The 21,863-nt window shown below is 71.0% G+C and carries 18 protein-coding genes; 3 read left to right on the top strand and 15 right to left on the bottom strand.

Going from position 1 to position 21,863, the window contains the following annotated elements; translation table 11 throughout:
• Positions 1 to 273: 273 nt before the first annotated feature.
• The 3 genes from OG385_RS20885 to OG385_RS20875 all read right to left on the bottom strand — a co-directional run bounded on the left by OG385_RS20885 (position 274) and on the right by OG385_RS20875 (position 3,168).
• Positions 274 to 2,004, bottom strand: a complete 1,731-nt coding sequence (locus OG385_RS20885; protein ID WP_266856526.1) for a beta-N-acetylhexosaminidase — start codon at positions 2,002 to 2,004, stop codon at positions 274 to 276.
• A 162-nt stretch (positions 2,005 to 2,166) separates the two neighbouring features.
• Complete coding sequence (locus OG385_RS20880) at positions 2,167 to 2,460, bottom strand: DUF3039 domain-containing protein (protein ID WP_164266014.1); 294 nt, start codon at positions 2,458 to 2,460, stop codon at positions 2,167 to 2,169.
• Between the two features lie 30 nt (positions 2,461 to 2,490).
• Complete coding sequence (locus OG385_RS20875) at positions 2,491 to 3,168, bottom strand: YqgE/AlgH family protein (RefSeq protein ID WP_266856523.1); 678 nt, start codon at positions 3,166 to 3,168, stop codon at positions 2,491 to 2,493.
• 273 nt (positions 3,169 to 3,441) lie between these two features.
• Here OG385_RS20875 and murA point away from each other — a divergent pair, with 273 nt between their 5' ends.
• On the top strand, positions 3,442 to 4,788 hold the full coding sequence (murA, locus tag OG385_RS20870; RefSeq protein ID WP_164266016.1) for a UDP-N-acetylglucosamine 1-carboxyvinyltransferase: 1,347 nt from the start codon (positions 3,442 to 3,444) through the stop codon (positions 4,786 to 4,788).
• 120 nt (positions 4,789 to 4,908) lie between these two features.
• Here the strand turns inward: murA and OG385_RS20865 are convergent, their stop codons facing one another.
• The 4 genes from OG385_RS20865 to OG385_RS20850 are packed head-to-tail and all read right to left on the bottom strand — an operon-like array spanning position 4,909 to position 8,787.
• Positions 4,909 to 5,958 (bottom strand): ABC transporter ATP-binding protein, encoded by a 1,050-nt coding sequence (locus tag OG385_RS20865; protein ID WP_266856519.1) that lies wholly within the window; start codon positions 5,956 to 5,958, stop codon positions 4,909 to 4,911.
• Positions 5,955 to 6,773: an ABC transporter permease gene (locus OG385_RS20860; RefSeq protein WP_266856517.1), complete on the bottom strand. Its 819-nt coding sequence runs from the start codon at positions 6,771 to 6,773 to the stop codon at positions 5,955 to 5,957. Before OG385_RS20860 ends, OG385_RS20865 begins: the two co-directional genes overlap by 4 nt.
• A complete protein-coding gene (locus tag OG385_RS20855) occupies positions 6,770 to 7,666 on the bottom strand; it encodes an ABC transporter permease subunit (RefSeq protein WP_266856515.1) in 897 nt (298 codons plus the stop codon). The genes OG385_RS20860 and OG385_RS20855 overlap by 4 nt, the downstream gene beginning before the upstream one ends.
• A gap of 2 nt (positions 7,667 to 7,668) precedes the next feature.
• Complete coding sequence (locus OG385_RS20850) at positions 7,669 to 8,787, bottom strand: ABC transporter substrate-binding protein (RefSeq protein ID WP_266861037.1); 1,119 nt, start codon at positions 8,785 to 8,787, stop codon at positions 7,669 to 7,671.
• Between the two features lie 302 nt (positions 8,788 to 9,089).
• Between OG385_RS20850 and OG385_RS20845 the strand changes: the two genes are divergently transcribed.
• Both OG385_RS20845 and OG385_RS20840 read left to right on the top strand, forming a co-directional pair.
• The gene (locus OG385_RS20845) at positions 9,090 to 9,848 is read left to right on the top strand and encodes a GntR family transcriptional regulator (protein ID WP_266856513.1); all 759 of its coding nucleotides are present in this window, start codon (positions 9,090 to 9,092) and stop codon (positions 9,846 to 9,848) included.
• Positions 9,845 to 10,504: an HAD family phosphatase gene (locus OG385_RS20840; protein ID WP_266856511.1), complete on the top strand. Its 660-nt coding sequence runs from the start codon at positions 9,845 to 9,847 to the stop codon at positions 10,502 to 10,504. Before OG385_RS20845 ends, OG385_RS20840 begins: the two co-directional genes overlap by 4 nt.
• Before the next feature lie 118 nt (positions 10,505 to 10,622).
• Here the strand turns inward: OG385_RS20840 and OG385_RS20835 are convergent, their stop codons facing one another.
• The 8 genes from OG385_RS20835 to OG385_RS20800 form a co-directional block, all read right to left on the bottom strand.
• Complete coding sequence (locus OG385_RS20835) at positions 10,623 to 10,904, bottom strand: HU family DNA-binding protein (protein ID WP_003968811.1); 282 nt, start codon at positions 10,902 to 10,904, stop codon at positions 10,623 to 10,625.
• A 301-nt stretch (positions 10,905 to 11,205) separates the two neighbouring features.
• The gene (locus OG385_RS20830) at positions 11,206 to 12,639 is read right to left on the bottom strand and encodes an NAD-dependent malic enzyme (RefSeq protein WP_266856509.1); all 1,434 of its coding nucleotides are present in this window, start codon (positions 12,637 to 12,639) and stop codon (positions 11,206 to 11,208) included.
• A gap of 505 nt (positions 12,640 to 13,144) precedes the next feature.
• Positions 13,145 to 15,577 (bottom strand): UvrD-helicase domain-containing protein, encoded by a 2,433-nt coding sequence (locus tag OG385_RS20825; RefSeq protein ID WP_266856507.1) that lies wholly within the window; start codon positions 15,575 to 15,577, stop codon positions 13,145 to 13,147.
• A gap of 108 nt (positions 15,578 to 15,685) precedes the next feature.
• Positions 15,686 to 16,267: a CGNR zinc finger domain-containing protein gene (locus OG385_RS20820; RefSeq protein WP_266856505.1), complete on the bottom strand. Its 582-nt coding sequence runs from the start codon at positions 16,265 to 16,267 to the stop codon at positions 15,686 to 15,688.
• Positions 16,268 to 16,365: 98 nt separating this feature from the next.
• Complete coding sequence (locus OG385_RS20815) at positions 16,366 to 16,905, bottom strand: GNAT family N-acetyltransferase (protein WP_266856503.1); 540 nt, start codon at positions 16,903 to 16,905, stop codon at positions 16,366 to 16,368.
• Between the two features lie 90 nt (positions 16,906 to 16,995).
• Positions 16,996 to 18,153 (bottom strand): uroporphyrinogen-III synthase, encoded by a 1,158-nt coding sequence (locus tag OG385_RS20810; protein WP_266856501.1) that lies wholly within the window; start codon positions 18,151 to 18,153, stop codon positions 16,996 to 16,998.
• Between the two features lie 174 nt (positions 18,154 to 18,327).
• Entirely contained in the window at positions 18,328 to 19,605 is a 1,278-nt protein-coding gene (locus OG385_RS20805) for an acyltransferase (RefSeq protein WP_266856499.1), read from the bottom strand.
• On the bottom strand, positions 19,602 to 21,794 hold the full coding sequence (locus OG385_RS20800; protein ID WP_266856497.1) for a glycosyltransferase: 2,193 nt from the start codon (positions 21,792 to 21,794) through the stop codon (positions 19,602 to 19,604). Before OG385_RS20800 ends, OG385_RS20805 begins: the two co-directional genes overlap by 4 nt.
• Between the last annotated feature and the right edge of the window lie 69 nt (positions 21,795 to 21,863).

The following is a 21,863-nucleotide window of genomic DNA, read 5'->3' as shown; positions in this document are numbered from 1 at the left end:
CCGGTGTCCCGGTGTCCCGGCTGTCCCGCCTGTTGCGCCGTACGGTACGTGCTCATAGCCCGGACGTGGCAACTCTGGCACATCTTCCGGACTGCCCGACGGGAGGGTCCGCGAAGGGCAGATCCATCCCTTCCCAGACTGAACGTCCGCATTCACACATGATTGCCGCGAAGTGCCGATTACCGCTCTTCTGCACTTGTTGCCTGAGTTGTTCGGCCCGGCGGTACATGGTGGCGGAGAGGCGAGAACCCCGTACACACCTTGCCCGCACGCTCACACGTTTGGGGGCGCCCCCTCGATCGGGCGTCCGAGAACCGCGGACGTCATCCCCGCGGGGGCGGGCCGCCGCTGCGAGGGCAACGGGCCGCCCGGCGGGCGGTACTGGACACCGAGCGCGTCAAGTCGGGCGTAGTGCGCGGCCATCCGCCGGCCGAAGTCCGCGAAGTCGCGGGCCGCCGGTTCCGGCAGCTCCGACCAGGCGACCTCCGCGAAGGCCGCGAGCCTCGGGAACACCTGGTAGTCCACCCGGCTCTGGTTCTCCGTCACCTCGGTCCAGACGTTGGCCTGGGTGCCGAGGACGTGTGCGGCGGCCTCGGGGCTCAGCTGGGGCGGTACGGGCTCGAAGCGGTAGACGTCCTCCAGGGTGCGGACGTACCCGATGGGCATCGGCTCGTCCTCGCCGCCGTCCTCCCGGAAGTTCAGATACACCTGCTGCTCGGGGCACATGACGACGTCGTGCCCCGCCTCGGCCGCGGCGATCCCGCCCGCGTAACCGCGCCAGGACGAGACGGCCGCACCGGGTGCGAGACCGCCCTCCAGGATCTCGTCCCAGCCGATGAGACGGCGGCCGCGGTCGGCGAGCCAGCGGTCGAAGTGCAGGATGAACCACGACTGGAGCTCGTCCTCGTCGCCGAGGCCCAGCTCCTCGATCTTCGCCTGGGCGGCCGCCGACTCCTTCCACTGCTCCTTGGGGCACTCGTCGCCGCCGAGGTGGATGAAGGTGGAGGGGAAGAGGGCGAGGACCTCCTCCAGTACGCCTTCGTAGAAGCGCAGCGAACTCTCCGCCGGGGCGAGCACATTGGGGTTGACGCCCCAGGTGTCCCAGACGGTGAGGGCGGCCGTGTCGATGACATCCGTGTTGCCGAGCTCCGGATAGGCGGCGATGGCGGCCTGCGAGTGGCCCGGGACGTCGATCTCGGGGACGACGGTGATGTGCCGCTCGGCGGCGTACGCGACGATCTCGCGGATGTCGTCCTGGGTGTAGTAACCGCCGTGCGGCTTCTCGTCCCAGAGCGGTGACGCGCGGTGGCCCCACTTCGTACGGGAGCGCCAGGCGCCGACCTCGGTCAGCCGCGGGTAGCGCTTGATCTCGATGCGCCAGCCCTGGTCGTCGGTGAGGTGGAAGTGGAAGACGTTCAGCTTGTGGGCAGCGAGGAGGTCGAGATAGCGCAGGACACCGTCCTTGGGCATGAAGTGCCGTGCCACGTCGAGCATCATGCCGCGCCAGGCGAACCGGGGGCTGTCCTCGATGGCGCAGGCGGGGATCCGCCACGGGGCGCCGGCCCGCAGCGGCGCCCGCCGGAAGGCGCCGGGACCGAGCAGCTGACGGAGTGTCTGCGCTCCCCAGAAAACACCGGCCGCGCTGCCGCCGTCCAGACGGACGCCGTCGCTGCCGACGGACAGCGTGTACGCCTCGGGTCCTGCGCCGGGTACGGGGGCGATCCGGAGCCGGACGGTCCCGCCGGCGGAGCCCGCTCCCTCCGCGGAACCGGAATCAGAACCGGAATCAGAACTCGGACCCGAATCAGTACTCGAATCAGAACCCGAATCGCTCACGGGACCGGCGCCCAGGGGCAGTCCGGTCGCGTCGCCGAGCACCTGCCGCAGCCACCGGGCGACCCCCTCGGTGCCGGGTCCGGCATCGATGACCGTGCCGGCGTCCAGGGTGAACGCGCCGCCGTCCTGCGTCTCCTGTGCGCCGAGGGGCGCGGGAATCAGATCCATGCGCCCATCCTGCCGGACCCACGGCAAGTGGCATAGACCAATTCACCGGGCAGCACAGACGTACAGGCGCACCGCCGGCCGGCCTCCCGGGGGAGGCCGCGGCCGGTCCGTGCGCCTGCGGAGGAGCGGGACGGGGTGGAGCGGGACGGGTGGAGCGGGGCGCTACTTCTTGCCGCCGTCCTTGCCGCCCTTGTCCTTGTCGCCGCCGGCGCCCATAGACTCGTAGATCTCCTTGCACATGGGGCAGACCGGATACTTCTTCGGGTCGCGGCCCGGCACCCAGACCTTGCCGCAGAGTGCGACAACAGGCGTGCCTTCCAGCGCGCTCGCCATGATCTTGTCCTTCTGGACATAGTGGGCGAAGCGCTCGTGGTCGCCGTCGCCGTTCGACACCTGGGGTGTCGGCTCTACGAGGGTCCCCGTACCTGCCCCGCGCTCGGGCTCAAGAGTGCTCATGGGGGCCAAGGGTACTGACTCATTCCGCCTTCAGTTCAGCGAAGGGTCCTCCGGATAGGTGGCGATCATCGCCAGTCCGCTCCGCTGGCGCCTCAGCACCGACCGCCACAGCCCGTCCGGGTCGGGTGACGACACGTCGCCGGGCTCCGAATCCACCACGTACCAGGCCCCCTCCGTCACCTCCGCGGCCAGCTGTCCCGGGCCCCAGCCCGCGTATCCGGCGAAGATCCGCAGCGAGCCGAGCGCCGCCGCGAGCAGTTCGGGCGGGGTCTCCAGATCGACCAGGCCGATCGCGCCGTACACCCGCCGCCAGCCGATGGGGTCGTCCCGGTCGGCGCGGCGCCGCAGCCCCGTGGCCGCGTCCCCCCACGGCCTGCGCCGGGGGGTGGGCTCGTCGATGCCCGGAAACTCGAACGCACCGCCCCCGCTCCTCGCGCCGCCCGGGATCACCGCGATGCCCAGCGCCGAGTCCAGCGAGACCGGGCCGCCCTGGAAGACGACGCCGGGCTCCCCCGTGAGCTGCTCCCAGCCCGCCAGGATGTCACCGACACCGACCGGGGTCGGGCGGTTCAGGACCACCCCGAGTGAGCCCTCCCCGTCATGGTCGAGGACGAGCACCACGGCACGGTCGAAATTCGGGTCCGCCAGGGCGGGAGTGGCCACGAGCAGCCGCCCTGTGAGCGAGGACACCTCCGTCATGGCACACATGATCCCGCACAATCGCGCTCCGTGGGGCCCGGGGCCGGGAACACTTACCCGGCCGCAGCTCAGCGCGGAAGAAGCTCGGCCACGCGGGCAGCCGGGGCGGCTCCGTACGGAGTGACGCGCGGCGGCACGCCGTGACCGATTCCGTACGGAACGTGTTGTAGCGAAGTCATGACGCACGACAGCCCCCCGTTGCCTTATGGAAGGGGGGTCTTCGCCCCTTACTCTGTGAGACTGCCCCTCTGTCCACCCCTCCTCCACCGGAACGCGAGATTCATGACCGGCACTGGCACCGACGATGTCCTGCTCGTCCACGGCGGTAACCCGCTTGAGGGCGAGATCCGCGTTCGCGGCGCGAAGAACCTCGTGCCCAAGGCGATGGTCGCCGCGCTGCTCGGCAGCGGTCCGAGCAGACTGCGCAATGTGCCCGACATCCGGGACGTACGCGTCGTGCGCGGGCTGCTCCAGCTGCACGGTGTGACCGTCCGCCCCGGTGAGGAACCGGGCGAGCTGATCCTCGACCCGTCGCACGTCGAGAGCGCCAACGTCGCGGACATCGACGCCCACGCGGGCTCCTCCCGCATCCCGATCCTCTTCTGCGGCCCGCTGCTGCACCGGCTGGGTCACGCGTTCATCCCCGGTCTCGGCGGCTGCGACATCGGCGGCCGGCCGATCGACTTCCACTTCGAGGTGCTGCGCCAGTTCGGCGCGACGATCGAGAAGCGGGCGGACGGCCAGTACCTGGAGGCCCCGCAGCGGCTGCGCGGCTGCAAGATCCGGCTGCCGTACCCGTCGGTCGGCTCGACCGAGCAGGTGCTGCTGACGGCGGTGCTCGCCGAGGGCGTCACCGAGCTGTCGAACGCCGCCGTGGAGCCGGAGATCGAGGACCTCATCTGCGTGCTGCAGAAGATGGGCGCGATCATCTCGATGGACACCGACCGGACGATCCGGATCACCGGTGTCGACCAGCTCGGCGGCTATAACCACCGGGCGCTGCCGGACCGTCTGGAGGCCGCGTCCTGGGCGTCGGCCGCGCTGGCGACCGAGGGCAACATCTATGTACGCGGCGCCCAGCAGCGCTCGATGATGACGTTCCTCAACACGTTCCGCCGGGTCGGCGGCGCCTTCGAGATCGACGACGAGGGCATCCGCTTCTGGCACCCGGGCGGCCCGCTCAACGCCATCGCGCTGGAGACCGACGTCCACCCCGGTTTCCAGACCGACTGGCAGCAGCCGCTGGTGGTGGCGCTGACCCAGGCGAGCGGCCTCTCCATCGTCCACGAGACGGTGTACGAGTCCCGGCTCGGCTTCACGTCCGCGCTGAACCAGATGGGCGCGCACATCCAGCTCTACCGCGAGTGCCTGGGCGGTTCGGACTGCCGGTTCGGCCAGCGCAACTTCCTGCACTCGGCGGTCGTCAGCGGCCCCACCAAGCTGCAGGGCGCCGACCTGGTCATCCCCGACCTGCGCGGCGGCTTCTCGTACCTGATCGCCGCACTGGCGGCCCAGGGCACGTCACGGGTGCACGGCATCGACCTGATCAACCGCGGCTACGAGAACTTCCTCGACAAGCTGATCGAACTGGGCGCAAAGGTGGAACTGCCGGGCGCGGCACTGGTCTGACGGGCAGAACAAGCCCGTCCTGGGGGCACCTCCCAGCGGTAGCTGGGGGAGTTTGAGGACGAGCGCGCCGAAGGCTGCGCGATACACCCGCACCCTTCGGCGCCGCTCCACACCGCCACCTCACCGCTCAGCCACAAGCACCGGATTCTCGTGCGGCGAAAGCGTGCACCGGGCCCCCACCGTGAGCTTCCCCGCCTCCCAGCTCGGCAGATCGGCCTTGAGCGCGATCCCGCCATCCGTGGTGAGGTGCAGCCGAGTGGTGGGCCCCAGGAAGGTCGCCACCCGTACGGTCGCCCCGGTCCCCCCGTCCGCGTCCGCCGCGCCGACCGCGAGCCCTTCCGGCCGCAGCAGGACATCGACCTCCTGGCCGGTGGCCGGCGCGGCCCCGTGGATGGGGAGCCGGCGGCCGAAGAGCTCCACCACTCCCCCGTCCCGCACCGTGCCGGGCAGCCGGTTCATCGTGCCCACGAACTCGGCCACGAACGGCGTCGCCGGGCGTTCGTACAGCTCGGACGGGGCCGCGCACTGCTCAAGCCTGCCGTCCTTCATCACGGCGACGCGGTCCGCCATGGACAGCGCCTCCTCCTGGTCGTGCGTGACGAAGACCGTGGTGATCGCCAGCTCCAGCTGGATGCGGCGGATCTCCTCGCGCAGCGTGAGCCGCACCTTGGCGTCCAGCGCCGACAGCGGCTCGTCGAGGAGCAGCACCTTCGGCTGGACGGCGAGCGCGCGGGCCAGTGCCACGCGCTGCTGCTGGCCGCCGGAGAGCTGGTGCGGGTAGTGGTCCCCGCGGCCGGGGAGGCCGACCAGTTCGAGGAGTTCGGCGGAGCGCGTACGCCGCTCGGCGGCGGCCTTCCCGCGCACCCGCAGCCCGTACGCCACGTTCTCGGCGGCGGTCATGTTCGGGAAGAGGCTGTACGACTGGAACACCATGCCGATGTCGCGCCGGTGGGCGGGGACGGAGGTGACGTCGCGCCCGTCCATCAGCAGTTCGCCGCTGTCCGCGGACTCGAAGCCCGCGATGATGCGCAGCGCGGTGGTCTTCCCGCAGCCGGAGGGCCCGAGCAGGGCCACCAGTTCGCCGGGACCGATGTCCAGGTCGAGACCGGCGAGTGCCACCGTGGGACCGAAGTCCCTCCGCAGGTTCCTGAGTTGTACGGGAACACTCATCGTGTGGCCTTCCTTCGGTTGCGGCCGCCGGCCAGGGTGGTGAGCAGGAGCAGCAGCCCCCAGCTGATCAGAAGACTCAACATCGCGGCGGCTACGGAGAGTTGGGCTTCACTGTCGCCGACCTGCACCATCCACACGGCGAACGGTGCGAAGCCCAGCACGGAGGCGACGGTGTACTCGCCGAGCACCATGGCCAGGCTGAGCACGGCCCCGCCGATCACCGCGGAGCGCAGGTTCGGTACGACGACCCGCAGCAGGGTCTGGGTGCGCGAGGCGCCCAGGCTCCGGGACGCCTCGACGAGCGTACGGAGGTCGACGGCGCGCAGTCCCGCGTCCAGCGAGCGGTACAGGAACGGCAGCGACATCACCGTGTAGACCAGGACGAGGATCAGCGGGAAGTCCTTGTTCTGCAGGGCCTGGAAGGTCCCGTAGAGCGGGGTCGTGGCGAGGTCCTGCTGCCAGGACAGGACGGTGCTGACGCCCGCGACCAGGGCGATCGGGGGCACCACCAGCGGCATCATGGAGAGGATCTCGACCGTGCGCCGGAGCCCGGGGAAGTACAGGGCGACCGCGACCGTCGTCGGCACCATCAGGGCGAGTCCGAGGACGACGGTGGCGAGTCCGAGCCCCAGCGAGAGCAGCAGACTGCTGGTCATCCCGTCGGAGCCCAGGCCCTTGGTGTACGGGTCGAAGCTGATCCCGTCGGCGTTGTCGACCGTGAACCAGAGCGAGGCCAGGACCGGCACCAGGAAGTAGAGCGCGGCCAGCACGAGCACCGGGACGCGGGTACGCCCGGCCGTGCCTGCTGTCGTCATCCGAGCCATCGGGCACTCCGTCGCTGCAGCGGGATCTGTACGGCCATCACGAGCAGCGCGATCACGACCATGTTGAGGCTCATGGCGAGCGCCAGGTTCTCCTGGCCGGCCAGCACGTTGCCGTTGAGGGCGTTGGAGATCTGGAGGGTGATCAGCGGCACCGAACTCCCCGTCATCACCGCCGCGGTGGCCTGCGAGGCGAAGGCGGTGCCGAACATCAGGACCGCGCCGCCGAGCAGCGAGGGCGTCAGCACCGGGATGCCGATGTGCAGCCAGAACTGCCGTCGGGTGGCTCCGCAGGACGCGGCGGCCTCCTGCCACTGGGTGCGCAGCCCGTCGAGCGCGGGCAGTACGGTCACCACCATCAGCGGGATCATGAAGTAGAGGTAGGCGAGCACCAGACCGGTGAAGCTGTAGAGGCTGAAGCCGGTGGAGTGAAGCGACAGCAGCTTGGTGAGCGTGCCGGTGGTGCCGAGGGTGGCGATGAAGGCGAAGGCGAGCGGCGCTCCGCTGAAGTTGGCGAAGACCCCGGAGGCCGCGACGACCGCCTTGCGGAGCGCGGGGCGTCCCGACGAGGCGACGGCCTGAGCGATCAGCGCACCGAAGAGGGTGGCCAGCAGGGCGCTGACGACGGAGAGTTCGACGCTTCCGGTGAGCCCTGTCGCGTACGCACCGGAGAGCGAGTTGCTGACGTTGTCGGTGCCGAACCGGGCGGCGCCGCTCGGGTCGGTGACCATGAAGGCGTTGTACGCCATGGTCCCCGCGGGCAGCCCGAAGCAGAGGGCGAGGAAGACGAAGTACGGGAGGACGACGGGCCAGCGGTGGCGGCCCCGGCGGCGTACGGCCGGTTTCGCTTCGGCGACGACGGCCGCGTCAACGGCTTGATCGGCCATCGTCAGCTGACCGCCTTGGCCCAGCCCTGCACGATGGCCTCCTTGGCCTTGGCCTCCTGGGCGGGGCTCGCGGTCTTCGCGGTGCCCTCCACGTGCGGAAGCGCCTTGGCGGCCTTGTCGGCGGTGCCGTTCTTCTCCATCACGTCGAGCAGGGCGGGCCGGGAGAAGCCGCGCAGCCAGATGTTCTGGCCCTCGGTGCTGTAGAGGAACTCCATCCACAGCCGGGCGGCCGCCGGGTGCGGGGCGTACTTGTTGACGCCCTGGTTGTAGTAGTTGGAGTACTCGCCGTCGGCCGGGGCCGTGACCTTCCAGTCGACGCCCTTGGCCTTCAGCTTCGCGGCGTACCCGAGGTTGAGGTAGTCCCAGTCGATCGAGATGGGCGTCTCGCCCTTCTGGATGGTGGCGAGGGTCGACTCGGCGGGGACGTAGTTGCCCTTCTTCTTCAGCTCCTTGAAGAAGTCGAGGCCGGGCTGTACGTCGTCGAGGGAGCCGCCGTTGGCCAGCGAGGCGGCGAAGACGGCGGCCAGCGCCGAACTGGACTCGCCCGGGTTGCCGTTGAGGGCGACCTTGTCCTTGTACTCGGGCTTCAGCAGGTCCTTGAACGTCTTCGGGCAGTGCGTGACGGCCTTGGCATCGCAGCCGATCGAGATGTAACCGCCGTAGTTGTTCAGATACGAGCCGTCGGCCTGCTTCTGGGCGGCGGGTATGCCGTTCCAGCCGGTGACCTTGTACGGGGCGAGCAGCTTCTGCGCCTTGGCCTGCTGCATGTACGCGGTGCCGAGGTCCAGCGCGTCGACGGCCCGGTCCTGGCCCTTGCGCTTGGCCGCCGCGTTGAGGGCCTGCTGGCTGCTGCCGCCGGGGTTCTCGTTGTTGACCTTGATGCCGTACTTCTTCTCGAAGGCCGAGATCATCTCGCCGTAGTTCGCCCAGTCGGGGGCGAGCGCGTAGACGTTCAGCGTGCCTTCCTTCTTGGCCGCCTTGGCGAGGGCCGCCATCCCGCCGAGGTCCGCTGCCGATTCCGCCTTCGCCGCCTTGCTGTCGGCGGCGTCGGCGGTGGGGGCGGCCCCACAGCCGCTGACCACCGTCGCGGTCGCGAGCACGGCTGCCGCGAGGGATGCGATGCGGGCCGGTCGGGATGGGTTCACGTTGTACTCCTGCGATTCAAGGCCTGTGGTTCTAGGCCAGCCACTTGTCTGGACAAGCCATCAGTCAGTAAGCCTGGGCAAGCTAACAGCAAGAAGGCCGTCGAACAAGCCCGAACGACCTCAAAAAGTGCAGGTCAGAAGCGTTATATAAGTTTTGGTTTAAGATGGCTCGGATCGGTGAGACACATACCTCGAACCTCCGTGGAATGCCTGACGGTGTGTACAGATGACATGATCAGCCGCCGCCCCGGAACCCCGGGCCCACCAGGAGGAGTGACGTGACGCGACGGCATCAGGAGATCGCCGACACTCTCCGCCGTGACCTCGCGGAAGGCCGGTTTCCGGTCGGTTCCGCGCTGCCGTCGGAGACCGAACTGGCCGCGGTGCACGGCGTTTCGCGCGGCACCGTACGGCAGGCCCTGTCGACGCTGCTCGCCGAAGGGCTGCTCGGCTCCCGGCAGGGCACGCGCCACACTGTGCTGAGCACCACACCCAGTCAGAGTTTCAGCGAACTGCGCAGTTTCGCGCAGTGGGCGCGGGCCGGCGGGCACCTCCCGGGCGGGCTCGTCCTGGACTCCGTACGCGGCGGTGCGAGCGCCGAGGAGGCCGCGCTGCTCCAACTGGCACCGGGCGACGGCGTGCTGCGCGTGCTGCGGCTGCGCACCCTGGACGGCGCCCCGGTCCTGCTGGAGCGGACGGTCTACGCGGGCTGGACTGCCGACGCCGTCGAAGCCCTGCCCGCCGACTGCGAGTCCGTCACCCAGCGGCTGCTCGACGACACCGGGCTGGTCTTCGCGCACGGCGAGCACCATCTGGACGCCGTCGCTGCGGGCACCGTCGACGCCCGTGAACTGCGGGTACGCCGCGGCAGCCCGCTGCTGCGGGTGCGGCGCACCACGCTCACCGCCGACGGGCGGCCCGTCGAGACCTCGGACGACCGCTACCGCCCCGGCTCGGTCGTCTTCACCGTACGCAACTCCACACAGGCCAACCCCCTGGCCCGTACCGCACCGGAACAGAAAAGCGAGCCCTCATGACGCTCCCCGCGGCGCTGCTGTGCGACATGGACGGCACCCTGGTCGACACCGAGCACGCCTGGTTGCAGACCGTCGCCCGGCTGCTCAGCGCGCAGGGTGTGCCCGCCGGGCCCGGGGTCCTGGCCGCTTATGCGGGCGCCGCGGTGGCCGACGCCGCGGAACGCGCGGTCCACGAGCACGGCATCGGGCTGACCGTGGCCGACGCCGCCGCCCGCCTCGACCGGGACTTCACGGCCGGTGTGGCCTCCGGTGTCACCGTCCAGCCGGGCGCACTGCGGCTGCTCGACCAGGCGGCGGCGCTGGGCATCGCGGTGGCCCTGGTCACCGCTTCGGAGCGGCATGTGGCGGACATGGTGCTGGAAGCGCTGGGCGCGCACCGGTTCGCGACGTCCGTGGCCTCGGGCGAATCGGCGCGCGGAAAGCCCCATCCGGACCCGTATCTGACGGCGGCGGCAGCGCTGGGCGCGGATCCGGCGCGCTGTCTGGCCGTGGAGGACACCCCGACGGGGGCAGCGGCGGCGCTGGCCGCCGGGTGCCGCCTGCTGGCGGTCCCCACGGTCCCGGGCATCGCCGAGGGGCCGCGCACCACCCTCGTCGCGTCCCTGACGGCCGTGGACCTGCTGGCGTTCCGCGAGGACGGCGGCCAGAGCTGCTGAGAGGCTGCCGGCGCGGCCGACAGAGCTGCGGACAGGCTGCCGGCGCGGTCCGGACATGCCGGAGGGCGGCCCACCCTGCCGGGTGGCCGCCCTCCGTTCTGTGCTCTGCGCTTGGGGACTACTTGCCCTTGGCGGCTTCCTTGAGCTTCGAGCCCGCGGAGACCTTCACGCTGTAGCCGGCGGGGATGTTGATCGGGTCGCCGGTCTGCGGGTTACGCGCGGTGCGAGCGGCACGGTGGGTGCGCTCGAAGGTCAGGAAGCCGGGGATGGTGACCTTCTCGTCGCCCTTGGCGACGATCTCGCCGACCGTCTCGGCGAGAGCGGCCAGAACGGCGTCGGCGTCCTTACGAGTCACCTCGGCACGATCGGCCAGGGCGGCCACCAGCTCACTGCGGTTCATGTTGTTACTCCCGTGTTCTTCTTGCCTGTAAGGCGTGAGATCGAAGCCGATGCTGCCAGGGCCCTAGGACAGTCCCCGGACCCGGGTCTGACGTCAGACCCTCGCGCCCGAATATGCATCCTGCCCCCACCAACGGCGGGAAAGCCAATCCGGCACTCACCGGAGTCACACGAACGCGTCACTGTTCCGGGATGGTGACGCTCCGTCGACTCCGTGAAACCCGGCTGTGGGCGCCCAGGGGCTCATTTCCCGCCACCCTAGAGGGGCGTTTGGGGCCGCGAGTCCCGCGACGCGCCGAGCGTCAGGCGGACGTGGGCCCCGACACAGTCACAGCGGCCGACTTCGCGGCCGACCTGACCGCGTCCGCGACAGCCCCGGCGACCTTGTCGTTGAAGACGGAGGGGATGATGTAGTTCGCGTTCAGCTCGTCCGCGCCGACGACGTCCGCGAGCGCGCCCGCGGCGGCCAGCATCATCTCGGTGTTGACCGTACGGGACTGGGCGTCCAGCAGACCGCGGAAGACACCCGGGAAGACCAGCACGTTGTTGATCTGGTTCGGGAAGTCCGACCGGCCGGTGGCCACAACTGCCGCCGTCTGACGGGCGATCGCCGGGTCGACCTCGGGGTCGGGGTTCGCGAGCGCGAACACGATCGCGCCGTCCGCCATGGCCGCGACGTCGTCGCCGTCCAGCACGTCCGGGGCCGAGACGCCGATGAAGATGTCGGCGCCGACCACGGCCTCCTTCAACGTGCCCGTCACGCCTTCGGGGTTGGTGTTGTCGGCGATCCAGCGCAGCGGCGACTCGGGCTTGGCGTCGACCAGGTCCGTGCGGCCGGCGTGCACCACACCGTGGATGTCGGCGACGACGGCGTGCTTGACGCCCGCGGCCAGGAGCAGCTTCAGAATGGCCGTACCGGCCGCTCCGGCGCCGGACATGACCACCCGGACCTCACTGAACTCCTTGTCCACCACGCGCAGCGCGTTGGTCAGCGCGGCGAGCACGACGATGGCGGTGCCGTGCTGGTCGTCGTGGAAGACCGGGATGTCCAGGGCCTCGCGCAGCCGGGCCTCGATCTCGAAGCAGCGGGGCGCCGAGATGTCCTCCAGGTTGATGCCGGCGAAGCCGGGCGCGATGGCTTTGACGATCTCCACGATCGCGTCGGAGTCCTGGGTGTCGAGGCAGATCGGCCAGGCGTCGATCCCGGCGAAGCGCTTGAAGAGGGCCGCCTTGCCCTCCATGACCGGCAGCGCGGCCATCGGACCGATGTTGCCGAGCCCCAGCACCGCGGACCCGTCCGTCACCACTGCAACGGAGTTGCGCTTGATGGTGAGCCGGCGGGCGTCCTCGGGGTTGTCCGCGATCGCCATGCAGACGCGGGCCACACCCGGGGTGTAGATCATCGACAGGTCGTCACGGTTGCGGATGGGGTGCTTGGACGCCATCTCGATCTTGCCGCCGAGGTGCATCAGGAAGGTACGGTCGGAGACCTTCCCGAGCTCGACCCCCTCGATGCCCTTGAGCTGCTGCACGATCTGGTCGGCGTGGTCGGTGGAGGAGGCGGCGATGGTGACGTCGATCCGCAGCTTCTCGTGGCCGGAAGCGGTGACGTCGAGACCGGTGACCGAGCCACCGGAGGACTCGACGGCCGTGGTGAGCTGGCTGACCGCGGTCCCGCTCGCGGGAACCTCCAGACGCGCCGTGATCGAGTACGAGACGCTGGGCGCCGTTGCCATGGCCGACTTCCTTTGCTTTTTCCCTGGCTGTTCAGTAAAACGCATCCGATGGTCGCACCTACCAGCCAGTAGCTGGTAATGGGACCTCCGATTCGGAAAGTGTTTTCCACCATACGAGAAAGCGCCTGGTCGGGGAAGCCCCGGCGGACCCTCGTTCGCGGAAAGATGCATCCGGGGTGATCACGAAGCGTCACATCAGGTGGTCACGGCGCGTCATATCTCCGGACCGTACGGATCACCCAACAGAAAAGGTCCGCACCACCCGGGGGCGGTACGGACCTTCTTCAACTGAGTGACACCGGCCCGCCATGCTCGCCTCGCGGCAAGTGGTCGCTCGAAGCGACGAAGGTTGGGCCCGGGGGCTTGGATCGAGCCGGTGTCACGACCAGGTTAACAAACCACCCGGGAAAGTGATTCCCCTGCGGCACATTGACTCCTGACCTGTCGCAGGGCCCCGCACGGAGCGGGGAAGGAGCAAGGAAGCAGCAGGCAAGGGGCGGGGAAATCAGTCCCGCAGCAGATCCGGTACGCCGTCGGCGTCGGGCGCGTCGCCCGCCGCCGAGACCACGGTGAGCTGCTGGGTGGCACGGGTCAGCGCCACGTACAGCACCCGCAGCCCGGCCGGTGACTCGTCCGCGATCTCCGCGGGCGACACCACGACCGTCGCGTCGTACTCAAGTCCCTTCGCCTCCAGGCTGCCCAGCGCCACCACCCGGTCCCCGAGGCCGGCCAGCCACTTCCTGGCCTGGTCACGCCGGTTCATGGCGACCACCACACCGACCGTGCCGTCGACCCGGTCCAGCAGCAGCCGTGCCTCCTCCCGCACCGTGCCCGCCAGATCCCCGTCCGGCACGACCGCGAAGCGCGGCTCGACCCCGGTGGAGCGGACCGCTGACGGCGACTCCATGCCCGGCATGGCCAGTGCGAGAACCTTCGCCGCCAGCTGGGCGATCTCCGCCGGGTTCCGGTAGTTGACGGTCAGGGTGAAACGGCGGCGCGGGCGGGCGCCGAGCGCCTCGTCGCGAGCCTCGGCCGCCTCGTCCGGGGCCGACCACGACGACTGGGCCGCGTCGCCCACGACCGTCCATGTCGCCTGGCGGCCGCGGCGGCCGACCATCCGCCACTGCATGGGCGTCAGGTCCTGCGCCTCGTCGACGATGACATGGGCGTACTCGGTGCGCTCCTGGGCCAGCCGCTCGGCCCGTTCCCACTGGGTCTCCTCGCGGTGCGGCATCAGCTCCTCCAGACCGGTGAGCTGGTCCAGCGGGTCGTACTCGCGCTTCTTCCTGGGCCGGTGCGGGGCGCCCAGCAGCGCCTGGAGCTCGTCCAGGAGCGCCACGTCGTGCACCGACAGCGCCTCGCGCCGGAGCGACCGCGCCAGCTTGCGCACCTCGCCCTGGTTGAGCACCCGGCGGGCCCAGCGGCCGAGCCTGCGCTCGTCGGCCATCGCGGAGAGCACCCCGCGCGGGGTCAGCTCGGGCCACCAGGCGTCCAGGAAGTCGGTGAAGCTGTCCTCGTTCGACACGTCGTCGTCGAAGGACGAACGCAGCTCGGCGGCCAGTTCCGGGTCACCCTGGTACGAGGACGCACCCCTGGCCCGGCCGCCCGACTTGGCCCACAGCGCGTCGAGCAGCAGCCGCCGGGCGCGCGGGCGCAGCAGGTTGACGGGCGCGGTGCCGCCGAGGACGTTGTGGCGGATGCGCTGGAGCTCGTCGGATTCGAGTTCGAGCCGGCCGCCGAAGGCGACCACCCGCAGCCGGTCCGGAGTGACGGGAGCCGCTGTCGTCTCCGTGTCCCTCCGGTCCGGGCCCTGCTCCTCCGGCCCTTCCGCGTCGCCGAAGGACAGCTGCCCGTCTCTCCCCTGGCCGCCGGAACCGCCCCGGGTCCGCTGCCGTCCCGGACGCTGTGCCGGGTTCTCCAGCGCCCCGCGCGCCGCCTTGCGCAGCACCTGGAGCATCCGCGACGAGCCCTTGATGCGGGCGACGGCCGGATCGTCGTACGCCGTCGCCTCCGCGCCGTCCACCAGCGAGCCGACCGCGCGGATCGCGACCTGGCCCTCCTCGCCGAGCGAGGGCAGCACGCCCTCGGTGTACGCCACGAGCAGCGGCGTCGGCGAGACGATCAGGATGCCGCCCGCGTACTTGCGGCGGTCCTGGTAGAGCAGGTACGCGGCACGGTGCAGCGCCACAGCTGTCTTGCCGGTGCCGGGGCCGCCCGCGACCTCGGTGACGGATGCGGCCGGTGCCCGGATCACGAGGTCCTGCTCGGCCTGGATGGACGAGACGATGTCGCGCATGGTGTGACTGCGGGCCTGCCCGAGCGCGGCCATCAGCGCGCCGTCCCCGACGACGGCCAGCGGGGCGCCGTCCAGCGCCGCGGTCAGCTCGGGGCGCATCAGGTCGTCCTCGACCCCGAGGACCTTGCGGCCCTTGGAGCGGATGACCCGGCGGCGTACGACCCGGCCGGGGTCGACCGGGGTCGAGCGGTAGAAGGGTGCGGCAGCCGGCGCCCGCCAGTCGATGACCAGCGGCGAGTAGTCGGAGTCCAGGACCCCGATCCGGCCGATGTGCAGGGTCTCGGCGACATCGGCGGTGTCGTCGGGGCGTACGGCGTCGTCGGCCGGCTCGACGGCGGTGTACGCGCCGTCCGGGCCCTTCTTGCCGTCCTTGCCCTGGAGCAGGTCGATACGTCCGAAGAGGAAGTCCTCGAACTCGTTGTTGAGGCGGTTGAGGTGGATTCCGGCCCGGAAGACCTGGGCGTCCCGCTCGGCGAGTGCGCCGGGCGTGCCGACCTGGCCGCGCTGGGCGGCGTCGTTCATGAGGAATTCAGCCTCGTGGATCTTCTCCTCAAGGCGTCGGTACACCTGATCGAGGTGCTCCTGCTCGGTCGCGATCTCGCGGTCTCTGACCGAGTCGACAGCGGCGTCCTGCGCGGCCACTGAGGCCCCCTTCTTGCATGCATTGGGCGACCGTCAACCTTATGCGAACGGGGAGCGTATGTCAGGCGCCGTTCCGTCGGCGTTCCCGGGGCGTGCTGCGGCTTTCCCTCAGGTGCGGGCCGCGACGGCCGCTCTGCGGCGGTGCCTGGCGACCCGCTCGCGGTTGCCGCACACCTCGCTGGAGCACCAGCGGCGGCGGTGCCCACGGGAGGTGTCGAGATACAGCCGCCGGCAGTTGTCGCCCGCGCACTGGCGCAGCAGCGCGCGGGCCCCGGGGTCGGTGAGCAGTTCGACGGCGTCGCGGGCGACGACGGCGAGCAGGGCGTCGCGCTCGGGGGCGGCCGCCAGCTCCCTGACGAGCCGGCCGCCCTCATCGCGTACCGCCCGCAGTCCCGGAGGCGGGCCTGCCGCCCGGGCGTTGACCTCGCCCAGTGCCCGTTCCGCCGGGCGGCCCGCGACCTCGGCCCTTATCAACTCGGTCAGGTACGAACGGAGTTCGGTGAAGGCGTGCAGCCAGTCGGCGCCGAGCGCCGGGAGCGCGGTGCCGGCCGGGACGAGCCCGGCGCCGGTCAGCCAGGCGGCGAGCCGCCGCCCGCAGTCGAGTTGTTCAACGGAATCCGTCCCTGTCGCCACCAGGTCCAGGCAGATGCGCCCGGAGTCGAACCGCAGCTCGTACGCGTGCGAACCCATACCTCTTACAGTGCCCGGCGACGTGCCGCCCCGTAACCCCCGCCGCCGGCGCGCTTGACGCGTACTCCTGATCGGATACGCCTGGCCGGGGACCGGCTTCAGTTCCGGTCGTGCAGGATGCGCTGGAAGAGCCGGTGGTCGCGCCACTCGCCGTTGATGTGCAGATAGCGGGGCACCACCCCGTAGGTCTCGAAGCCGCACTTGACGAGCACCCGTTGCGAGGCAACGTTGTCGAGCACCGTCCCGGCCTCGACGCGGTGCAGCCCGAGCTCGTCGCGGGCGATCCGGCAGACCTCCTCGACCGCGCCGGACGCCACGCCCCGGCCGGTCCAGCCGGCGTCGACCCAGTAGCCGACGACCCCGCTGCAGAGCGGTCCCATGATGATGTTGTTGAGGGTGATGCTCCCCACGATGTTCCCGGTGCCGGTCTCCTCCAGCACCCACGGCATCGCCCGCCCGGCGTCGCGGTCGGCCAGCGAGACCCGGAGGCGCTCCAGCTGTCCGTCGGCGGTGTAGAAGGACTCGGGCCTGGCCGGGTCCCAGGGGCGCATGTGCTCACGGTTGCGGTTCAGGACGGTGGCGAGGGCTTCGGCATCGGAGAGCTCGACCGGGCGCAGCCGGATTCCTTCGGTCATCATTCCGGCACGGTAACGCCGAGGGCCCTCCGCACGGCCGCCGGGTCGGCCCCGGGGGGCACCCCGTGGCCCCGGACCACGCCCTGCCGCCCCTCAGCCGCCGTCGCCATCGCCGTACGTCATGTCCGCCGCCGGGTCGATGGCCAGGCGGTAGCCGCGCTCGGCCACGGTCCGGATCGGATCCGCCGGTCCCAGTGCCGTCCGCAGCGGGCCCATCGCCGCCTCCACGGCATGCTCGTCGCGGCCCGCGCCCGGGAGCGCCGCCAGCAGGTCCGCGCGGGACACCACCGAGCCGGGGTCGCTCGCGAGCGCGCGCAGCAGCGCCATCCCCTCCGGGGGTACGGGGTGCAGCGCACCGTCCACCAGGACCGCCTGGCCCCGGACCTCGATCCGGTGGCCCGCGACGGACAACTTGGCCGCCCGGGCGGGAAGTTCCTCGCAGAGGACCTGGACCAGCGGCCCGAGCCGGAAGCGTTCCGGCTGGAGCGTGTCGATGCCCTGCGCCTGGAGGGGCAGCGCCGTGACCGGACCGACGCAGACCGCCGGCACGTCGTGGCCGAGCGCGGCGAGCAGGTCGGCCCGCAGCCCGCGTGCCTCCGCGCGGGCCAGCAGCGAGGTGGCTGCGGGCGCACTGGTGAAGGTCAGGGCGTCGACCGCCCCGGCGAGCGTCGCGTCGAGCAGCCGGTCGAGCGGGGCGATGTCCTCGGGCGGCATCCACCGGTACACCGGTACGCCGACCACCTCCGCGCCCGCACCCCGCAGCGCCTCCACGAAGCCGGTCAGCGGGTCGCCGTGCAGCTGCACCGCGATCCGGCGGCCCGCGACACCCTGCGCGAGCAGCCGGTCGAGCACTTCGGCCATCGACTCGGAGGCGGGCGACCAGTCCTCGCGCAGTCCGGCTGCCCGGATCGCGCCCTTGACCTTGGGCCCGCGCGCGAGGATCTCCGCCCCGCGCAGCCGCCCGGCCAGCGCCTCGCCGAGGCCCCAGCCGTCAGCGGCCTCGACCCAGCCACGGAAGCCGACCGCGGTGGTCGCGATCACGATGTCCGGCGCGACGCCGATCAACTCGTCCGTGGCGGAGCGGAGTTCACTGTCGTCGGCGAGCGGCACGATGCGCAGGGCGGGCGCGTGCAGGACCAGGGCACCACGCCGCTGGAGCAGCGCGATGAACTCCTCCGCACGCCGGGCGGCGGTGACGCCGACGGTGAACCCGGCGAGTGGGCCCTGCTCGGGCGGTGCGGTGTCGTGCATGGTGCGTGGGCCTCCCAGGAGCGCGTGACGGGCCTGGCGACGGTATACCGCCGGGGCCACGTCGGAACAAGCGACGCAGCAGTCCGAGGCGTGGGGCCAGACCAGACAGGCGGGCAGGCGGGCAGGCGGGCAGGCGGGCAGGCGGGCAGGCGGGCAGGCGGGCAGGCGGGCAGTTCAGCCCGCCGGCTGCTCCCGAGCGCGTGCGCGCCGCGCGCCGTCCGGCCAGAGCCGCGGGCTGCGGCCGGCCGCCAGGTCCTCGATCCAGCCGACGGCCAGCACGGTCAGCCCGATCAGCGGCCACACCGCGAGGAACATCCACACGTTGTACGTAGCGGTCAGCGCGGAGTCGAACCGGCCCTCGATGAACGGCACGTTGTACAGCTGGTCGACGACCGGCACGGTGGCCATGATGAGCGCGTTGTGCCAGAGGTAGATGGTCACCGCGCGGTTGTTGGTGAGCGTGATCACCTGGTCGAACCGGGCCAGCCGGGGCGGCAGTTGGCGCCAGGACGGCGCGTACGCGAGGAGCAGCGCGCAGGCCCCGAACGACCAGGTGGCCTGGGCGAGCGGGATGTCGTTGAGGTCCCAGCCGTCGGGCCCGAGGTGGCCGTGCGCCCACCAGAGGCCGAACGCCATGACGGGGACGGCGCAGGACACCAGGAAGTAGCGCGGCACCTTCTTGAGCAGCCCGTCCTGGTGGGCGAAGCCCAGGATCCAGCAGGAGCCGTAGACGGCGAAGTCGGTGAGGGCGAGGCCCGGTTCACCGGGCACGGTCACCAGTCCGGTGCCGACGACCGCGGTCAGCGCGAGCGGCGCGAGCAGCGTCGGCCAGGGCAGTCTGCGGAAGGCCCTCAGCAGCAGCGGCGACAGCAGCACGAACCAGAGGTAGGCCCGCAGATACCAGAGCGGACCCACCGCCTGGTCGGGCCAGTCCTGGTCCAGCCAGCCGGACGCGGAGCCGAGCGAGTCGGGGTAGGGCGGGGCGCCGACCGGCACGAGGTAGAGCAGCACCTTCGTGACGGAGGGCCGCCACCCGGCGTACGCCATCATCCCGACCATCAGCGCGCCGAACGCCCACATCGGCGGCAGCAGCCGGCGGACCCGGCCGCGGATCACTCCCAGGGCGGGACGGCTCAGGGAGCGTGCCATCAGGGAGCCCGCGAGGGCGAACATGACGCCCATGGAGGGGAAGACGATCGACAGCCAGGCCCAGCCGAACAGGTGGTAGAAGACGACACGGACCAGGGCGGTGGTCCGGAGCAGATCGAGGTAGCGGTCGCGGCCCGAGGGAAGGCCGGGGTGAGGGCCGGAGCCGGAGGCGGGTGCGGATTCAGGGGCCGGACTGGTCGGCTGAAAAGCCCGTACGGGGCCGGCAGCAGCGGGGCCGGCAGCAGCGGGGGCGGGACCAGGGTCGGCAGCAGCGGGGACGGACGCCGGTGTGGTGGCGCTCATACGACAGGCCTCGGGTTCTCGCTGGGGTGGTTCCCGCTGAGGTGGTTCTCGCTGGGACGGTGCTCACTTGGGTGGTTCTCGCTGGAGCGGCTGTCACTCGGGCGGCTGTCACTGCTGGTGCTCGCCGCGACCACTCCCGTACGGCGCAGCTTCTGCCACCGCAGCCGGCCGCCGGTGAGAGCAGTGATCCATGACTGGAGCAGCACCACGTACATCAACTGCCGGTACAGGATCTGCTGGAGCGGCAGCGAGACGAGATGGCGCATCCGTTCGCGGTCGAGCCGGAACGCGTACGCGGCGCACACGGCCTGGATGGAGAGCACGGCGAGCCACGCGAGCACCGTCTTCTCCGTCGGGCCGAAGATCAGCCCGTACAGCAGGAAGACGTCGATGAGCGGGGCCAGCAGCGGTGCCAGCACCATGAAGAGCGCGACCAGCGGCAGGCCGACCCGGCCGAACCGCCCGGAAGTCCCGCGCTCGACCAGGGCGCGGCGGTGCTTCCAGATCGCCTGCATGGTGCCGTACGACCAGCGGTAGCGCTGCGACCAGAGCTGCTGGACGCTCTCGGGGGCCTCGGTCCAGGCGCGGGCGTTCTCCGCGTAGACCACGCGCCAGCCGTCGCGGTGCAGGGCCATGGTGATGTCGGTGTCCTCGGCGAGGGTGTCCTCGCTCAACCCGCCGACGCGGTCCAGGGCGGTGCGGCGGAAGGCGCCGACGGCTCCGGGGATGGTGGGCATACAGCCCAGGACGTCGTACATCCGGCGGTCCAGGTTGAAGCCCATCACGTACTCGATGTGCTGCCAGGCGCCGATGAGGCTGTCCCTGTTGCCGACCTTGGCGTTCCCGGCGACCGCGCCGACCGCCGGGTCGCCGAAGGGCTGCACCAGTTCGCGCACGGTGGCCGCTTCGAAGACGGTGTCGCCGTCCATCATCACGACGAGGTCGTGCCGGGCGTGCGCGATGCCGTTGTTGAGGGCTGTGGCCTTGCCCGCGTTGCGCTGGCGCACGACCCGGACGCCGGGCAGCCGCAGCGCTTCCACGAGGTCCGCCGTACCGTCCGACGAGCCGTCGTCGATGACGACGACCTCGACGGGGTGGTCGCTCTCGGCGAGCGAGCGGACCGTACTGACGATGCAGGCACGTTCGTTGTACGCGGGGACCAGCACCGATACGGGTTCGGTGACCGGTGGCCCCCAGCGGAAGTCCGGTGCGCGGACCTTGCGGGCGTGGACGAAGGAGAGCACCAGCATCAGTCCGAAGCGGGCGAACACCAGCACGCCGACGACGGCGAGGCAGCCGATCAGTACGCCGGAGACATCGTCGGAGAGCCCGACCGCGAAGACGAACGCCTTGCCGCGCCACAGTTCGGCCCCGCTCACCGGGGTCTGCGCGGAAGGCGCGCCCAGCGCGTCGGTGAGGCTGGCGAACTGGTAGCCCTCGCGCTGGAGTTCGGGAAGATAGCGGCCGAGCGCGGCGACGGTCTGGGCCCGGTTGCCGCCCGAGTCGTGCATGAGGACGATCGCGCCCCGGCCGCCCTGGGGGGTGGCGTTGCGCAGGATGGTGGGGACGCCGGGGCGCTGCCAGTCCTCGCTGTCGATGGAGTCGAGCACGGTGATGTAGCCGCGGCTGCCGATGTACTTCACGACCGGCCAGTTCTTGTCGTCCAGCGCGTCGGCGAACGACGAGTAGGGCGGCCGGAAGAGCGAGGACCGGATACCGGCGGCGCCGGCGAGGGCCAGCTGGGTCTGTGAGAGTTCCCGGTCGATACGGCTCTTCGACTGGTACGAGAGGTCGGGGTGGTTGAAGGTGTGCACGCCGACCTCGTGACCCTCGTCGACCATGCGCCTGACCAGGGCGGGGTAGCGGGAGGCCATGGTGCCGGTGACGAAGAAGACGGCGTGCGCGTGGTACTTCTTCAGCTCGTCGAGGACCTTCGGGGTCCACTCCGGGTCGGGCCCGTCGTCGAAGGTCAGGACGATCCGGTGGTCGGGGATGCGCAGGCTGGTGGGCTCGCCCTTGCCCCGGGCGTCGATGACCGGGCCGCCGTTGAGGATGTGGTCGGGGACGTCGCCGGTCGGCGCCGGTGGCCGGACCCGGTGGTCGGCGACGATCTCGCTGTGGACGTAGCCGCGCATCACCAGCATCCCGAAGAGCGCGACGAGCAGGAGCAGCGGCAGGAGGTACCGCATGGGCGGCCTGCGCCGGCGGACGGTCCGCTTGGCGGGCGTGGAGACGGAGGCGGGGGCGGAGGTGGAGAC

The sequence above is a fragment of the Streptomyces sp. NBC_01306 genome (assembly GCF_026340465.1).
Taxonomy (GTDB): Bacteria; Actinomycetota; Actinomycetes; order Streptomycetales; family Streptomycetaceae; genus Streptomyces.
This window is presented reverse-complemented; position numbering and strand designations above follow the sequence as displayed.

What these genes read in the sequence shown, in the direction of transcription:
- OG385_RS20885 (WP_266856526.1), bottom strand. Translation starts at nt 2,004, where the DNA reads ATGGATCTGATTCCCGCGCCCCTCGGCGCACAGGAGACGCAGGACGGC.
- OG385_RS20880 (WP_164266014.1), bottom strand. Translation starts at nt 2,460, where the DNA reads ATGAGCACTCTTGAGCCCGAGCGCGGGGCAGGTACGGGGACCCTCGTA.
- OG385_RS20875 (WP_266856523.1), bottom strand. Translation starts at nt 3,168, where the DNA reads ATGTGTGCCATGACGGAGGTGTCCTCGCTCACAGGGCGGCTGCTCGTG.
- murA (WP_164266016.1), top strand. Translation starts at nt 3,442, where the DNA reads ATGACCGGCACTGGCACCGACGATGTCCTGCTCGTCCACGGCGGTAAC.
- OG385_RS20865 (WP_266856519.1), bottom strand. Translation starts at nt 5,958, where the DNA reads ATGAGTGTTCCCGTACAACTCAGGAACCTGCGGAGGGACTTCGGTCCC.
- OG385_RS20860 (WP_266856517.1), bottom strand. Translation starts at nt 6,773, where the DNA reads ATGACGACAGCAGGCACGGCCGGGCGTACCCGCGTCCCGGTGCTCGTG.
- OG385_RS20855 (WP_266856515.1), bottom strand. Translation starts at nt 7,666, where the DNA reads ATGGCCGATCAAGCCGTTGACGCGGCCGTCGTCGCCGAAGCGAAACCG.
- OG385_RS20840 (WP_266856511.1), top strand. Translation starts at nt 9,845, where the DNA reads ATGACGCTCCCCGCGGCGCTGCTGTGCGACATGGACGGCACCCTGGTC.
- OG385_RS20835 (WP_003968811.1), bottom strand. Translation starts at nt 10,904, where the DNA reads ATGAACCGCAGTGAGCTGGTGGCCGCCCTGGCCGATCGTGCCGAGGTG.
- OG385_RS20830 (WP_266856509.1), bottom strand. Translation starts at nt 12,639, where the DNA reads ATGGCAACGGCGCCCAGCGTCTCGTACTCGATCACGGCGCGTCTGGAG.
- OG385_RS20820 (WP_266856505.1), bottom strand. Translation starts at nt 16,267, where the DNA reads ATGGGTTCGCACGCGTACGAGCTGCGGTTCGACTCCGGGCGCATCTGC.
- OG385_RS20815 (WP_266856503.1), bottom strand. Translation starts at nt 16,905, where the DNA reads ATGATGACCGAAGGAATCCGGCTGCGCCCGGTCGAGCTCTCCGATGCC.
- OG385_RS20810 (WP_266856501.1), bottom strand. Translation starts at nt 18,153, where the DNA reads ATGCACGACACCGCACCGCCCGAGCAGGGCCCACTCGCCGGGTTCACC.
- OG385_RS20805 (WP_266856499.1), bottom strand. Translation starts at nt 19,605, where the DNA reads ATGAGCGCCACCACACCGGCGTCCGTCCCCGCTGCTGCCGACCCTGGT.
- OG385_RS20800 (WP_266856497.1), bottom strand. Translation starts at nt 21,794, where the DNA reads ATGCGGTACCTCCTGCCGCTGCTCCTGCTCGTCGCGCTCTTCGGGATG.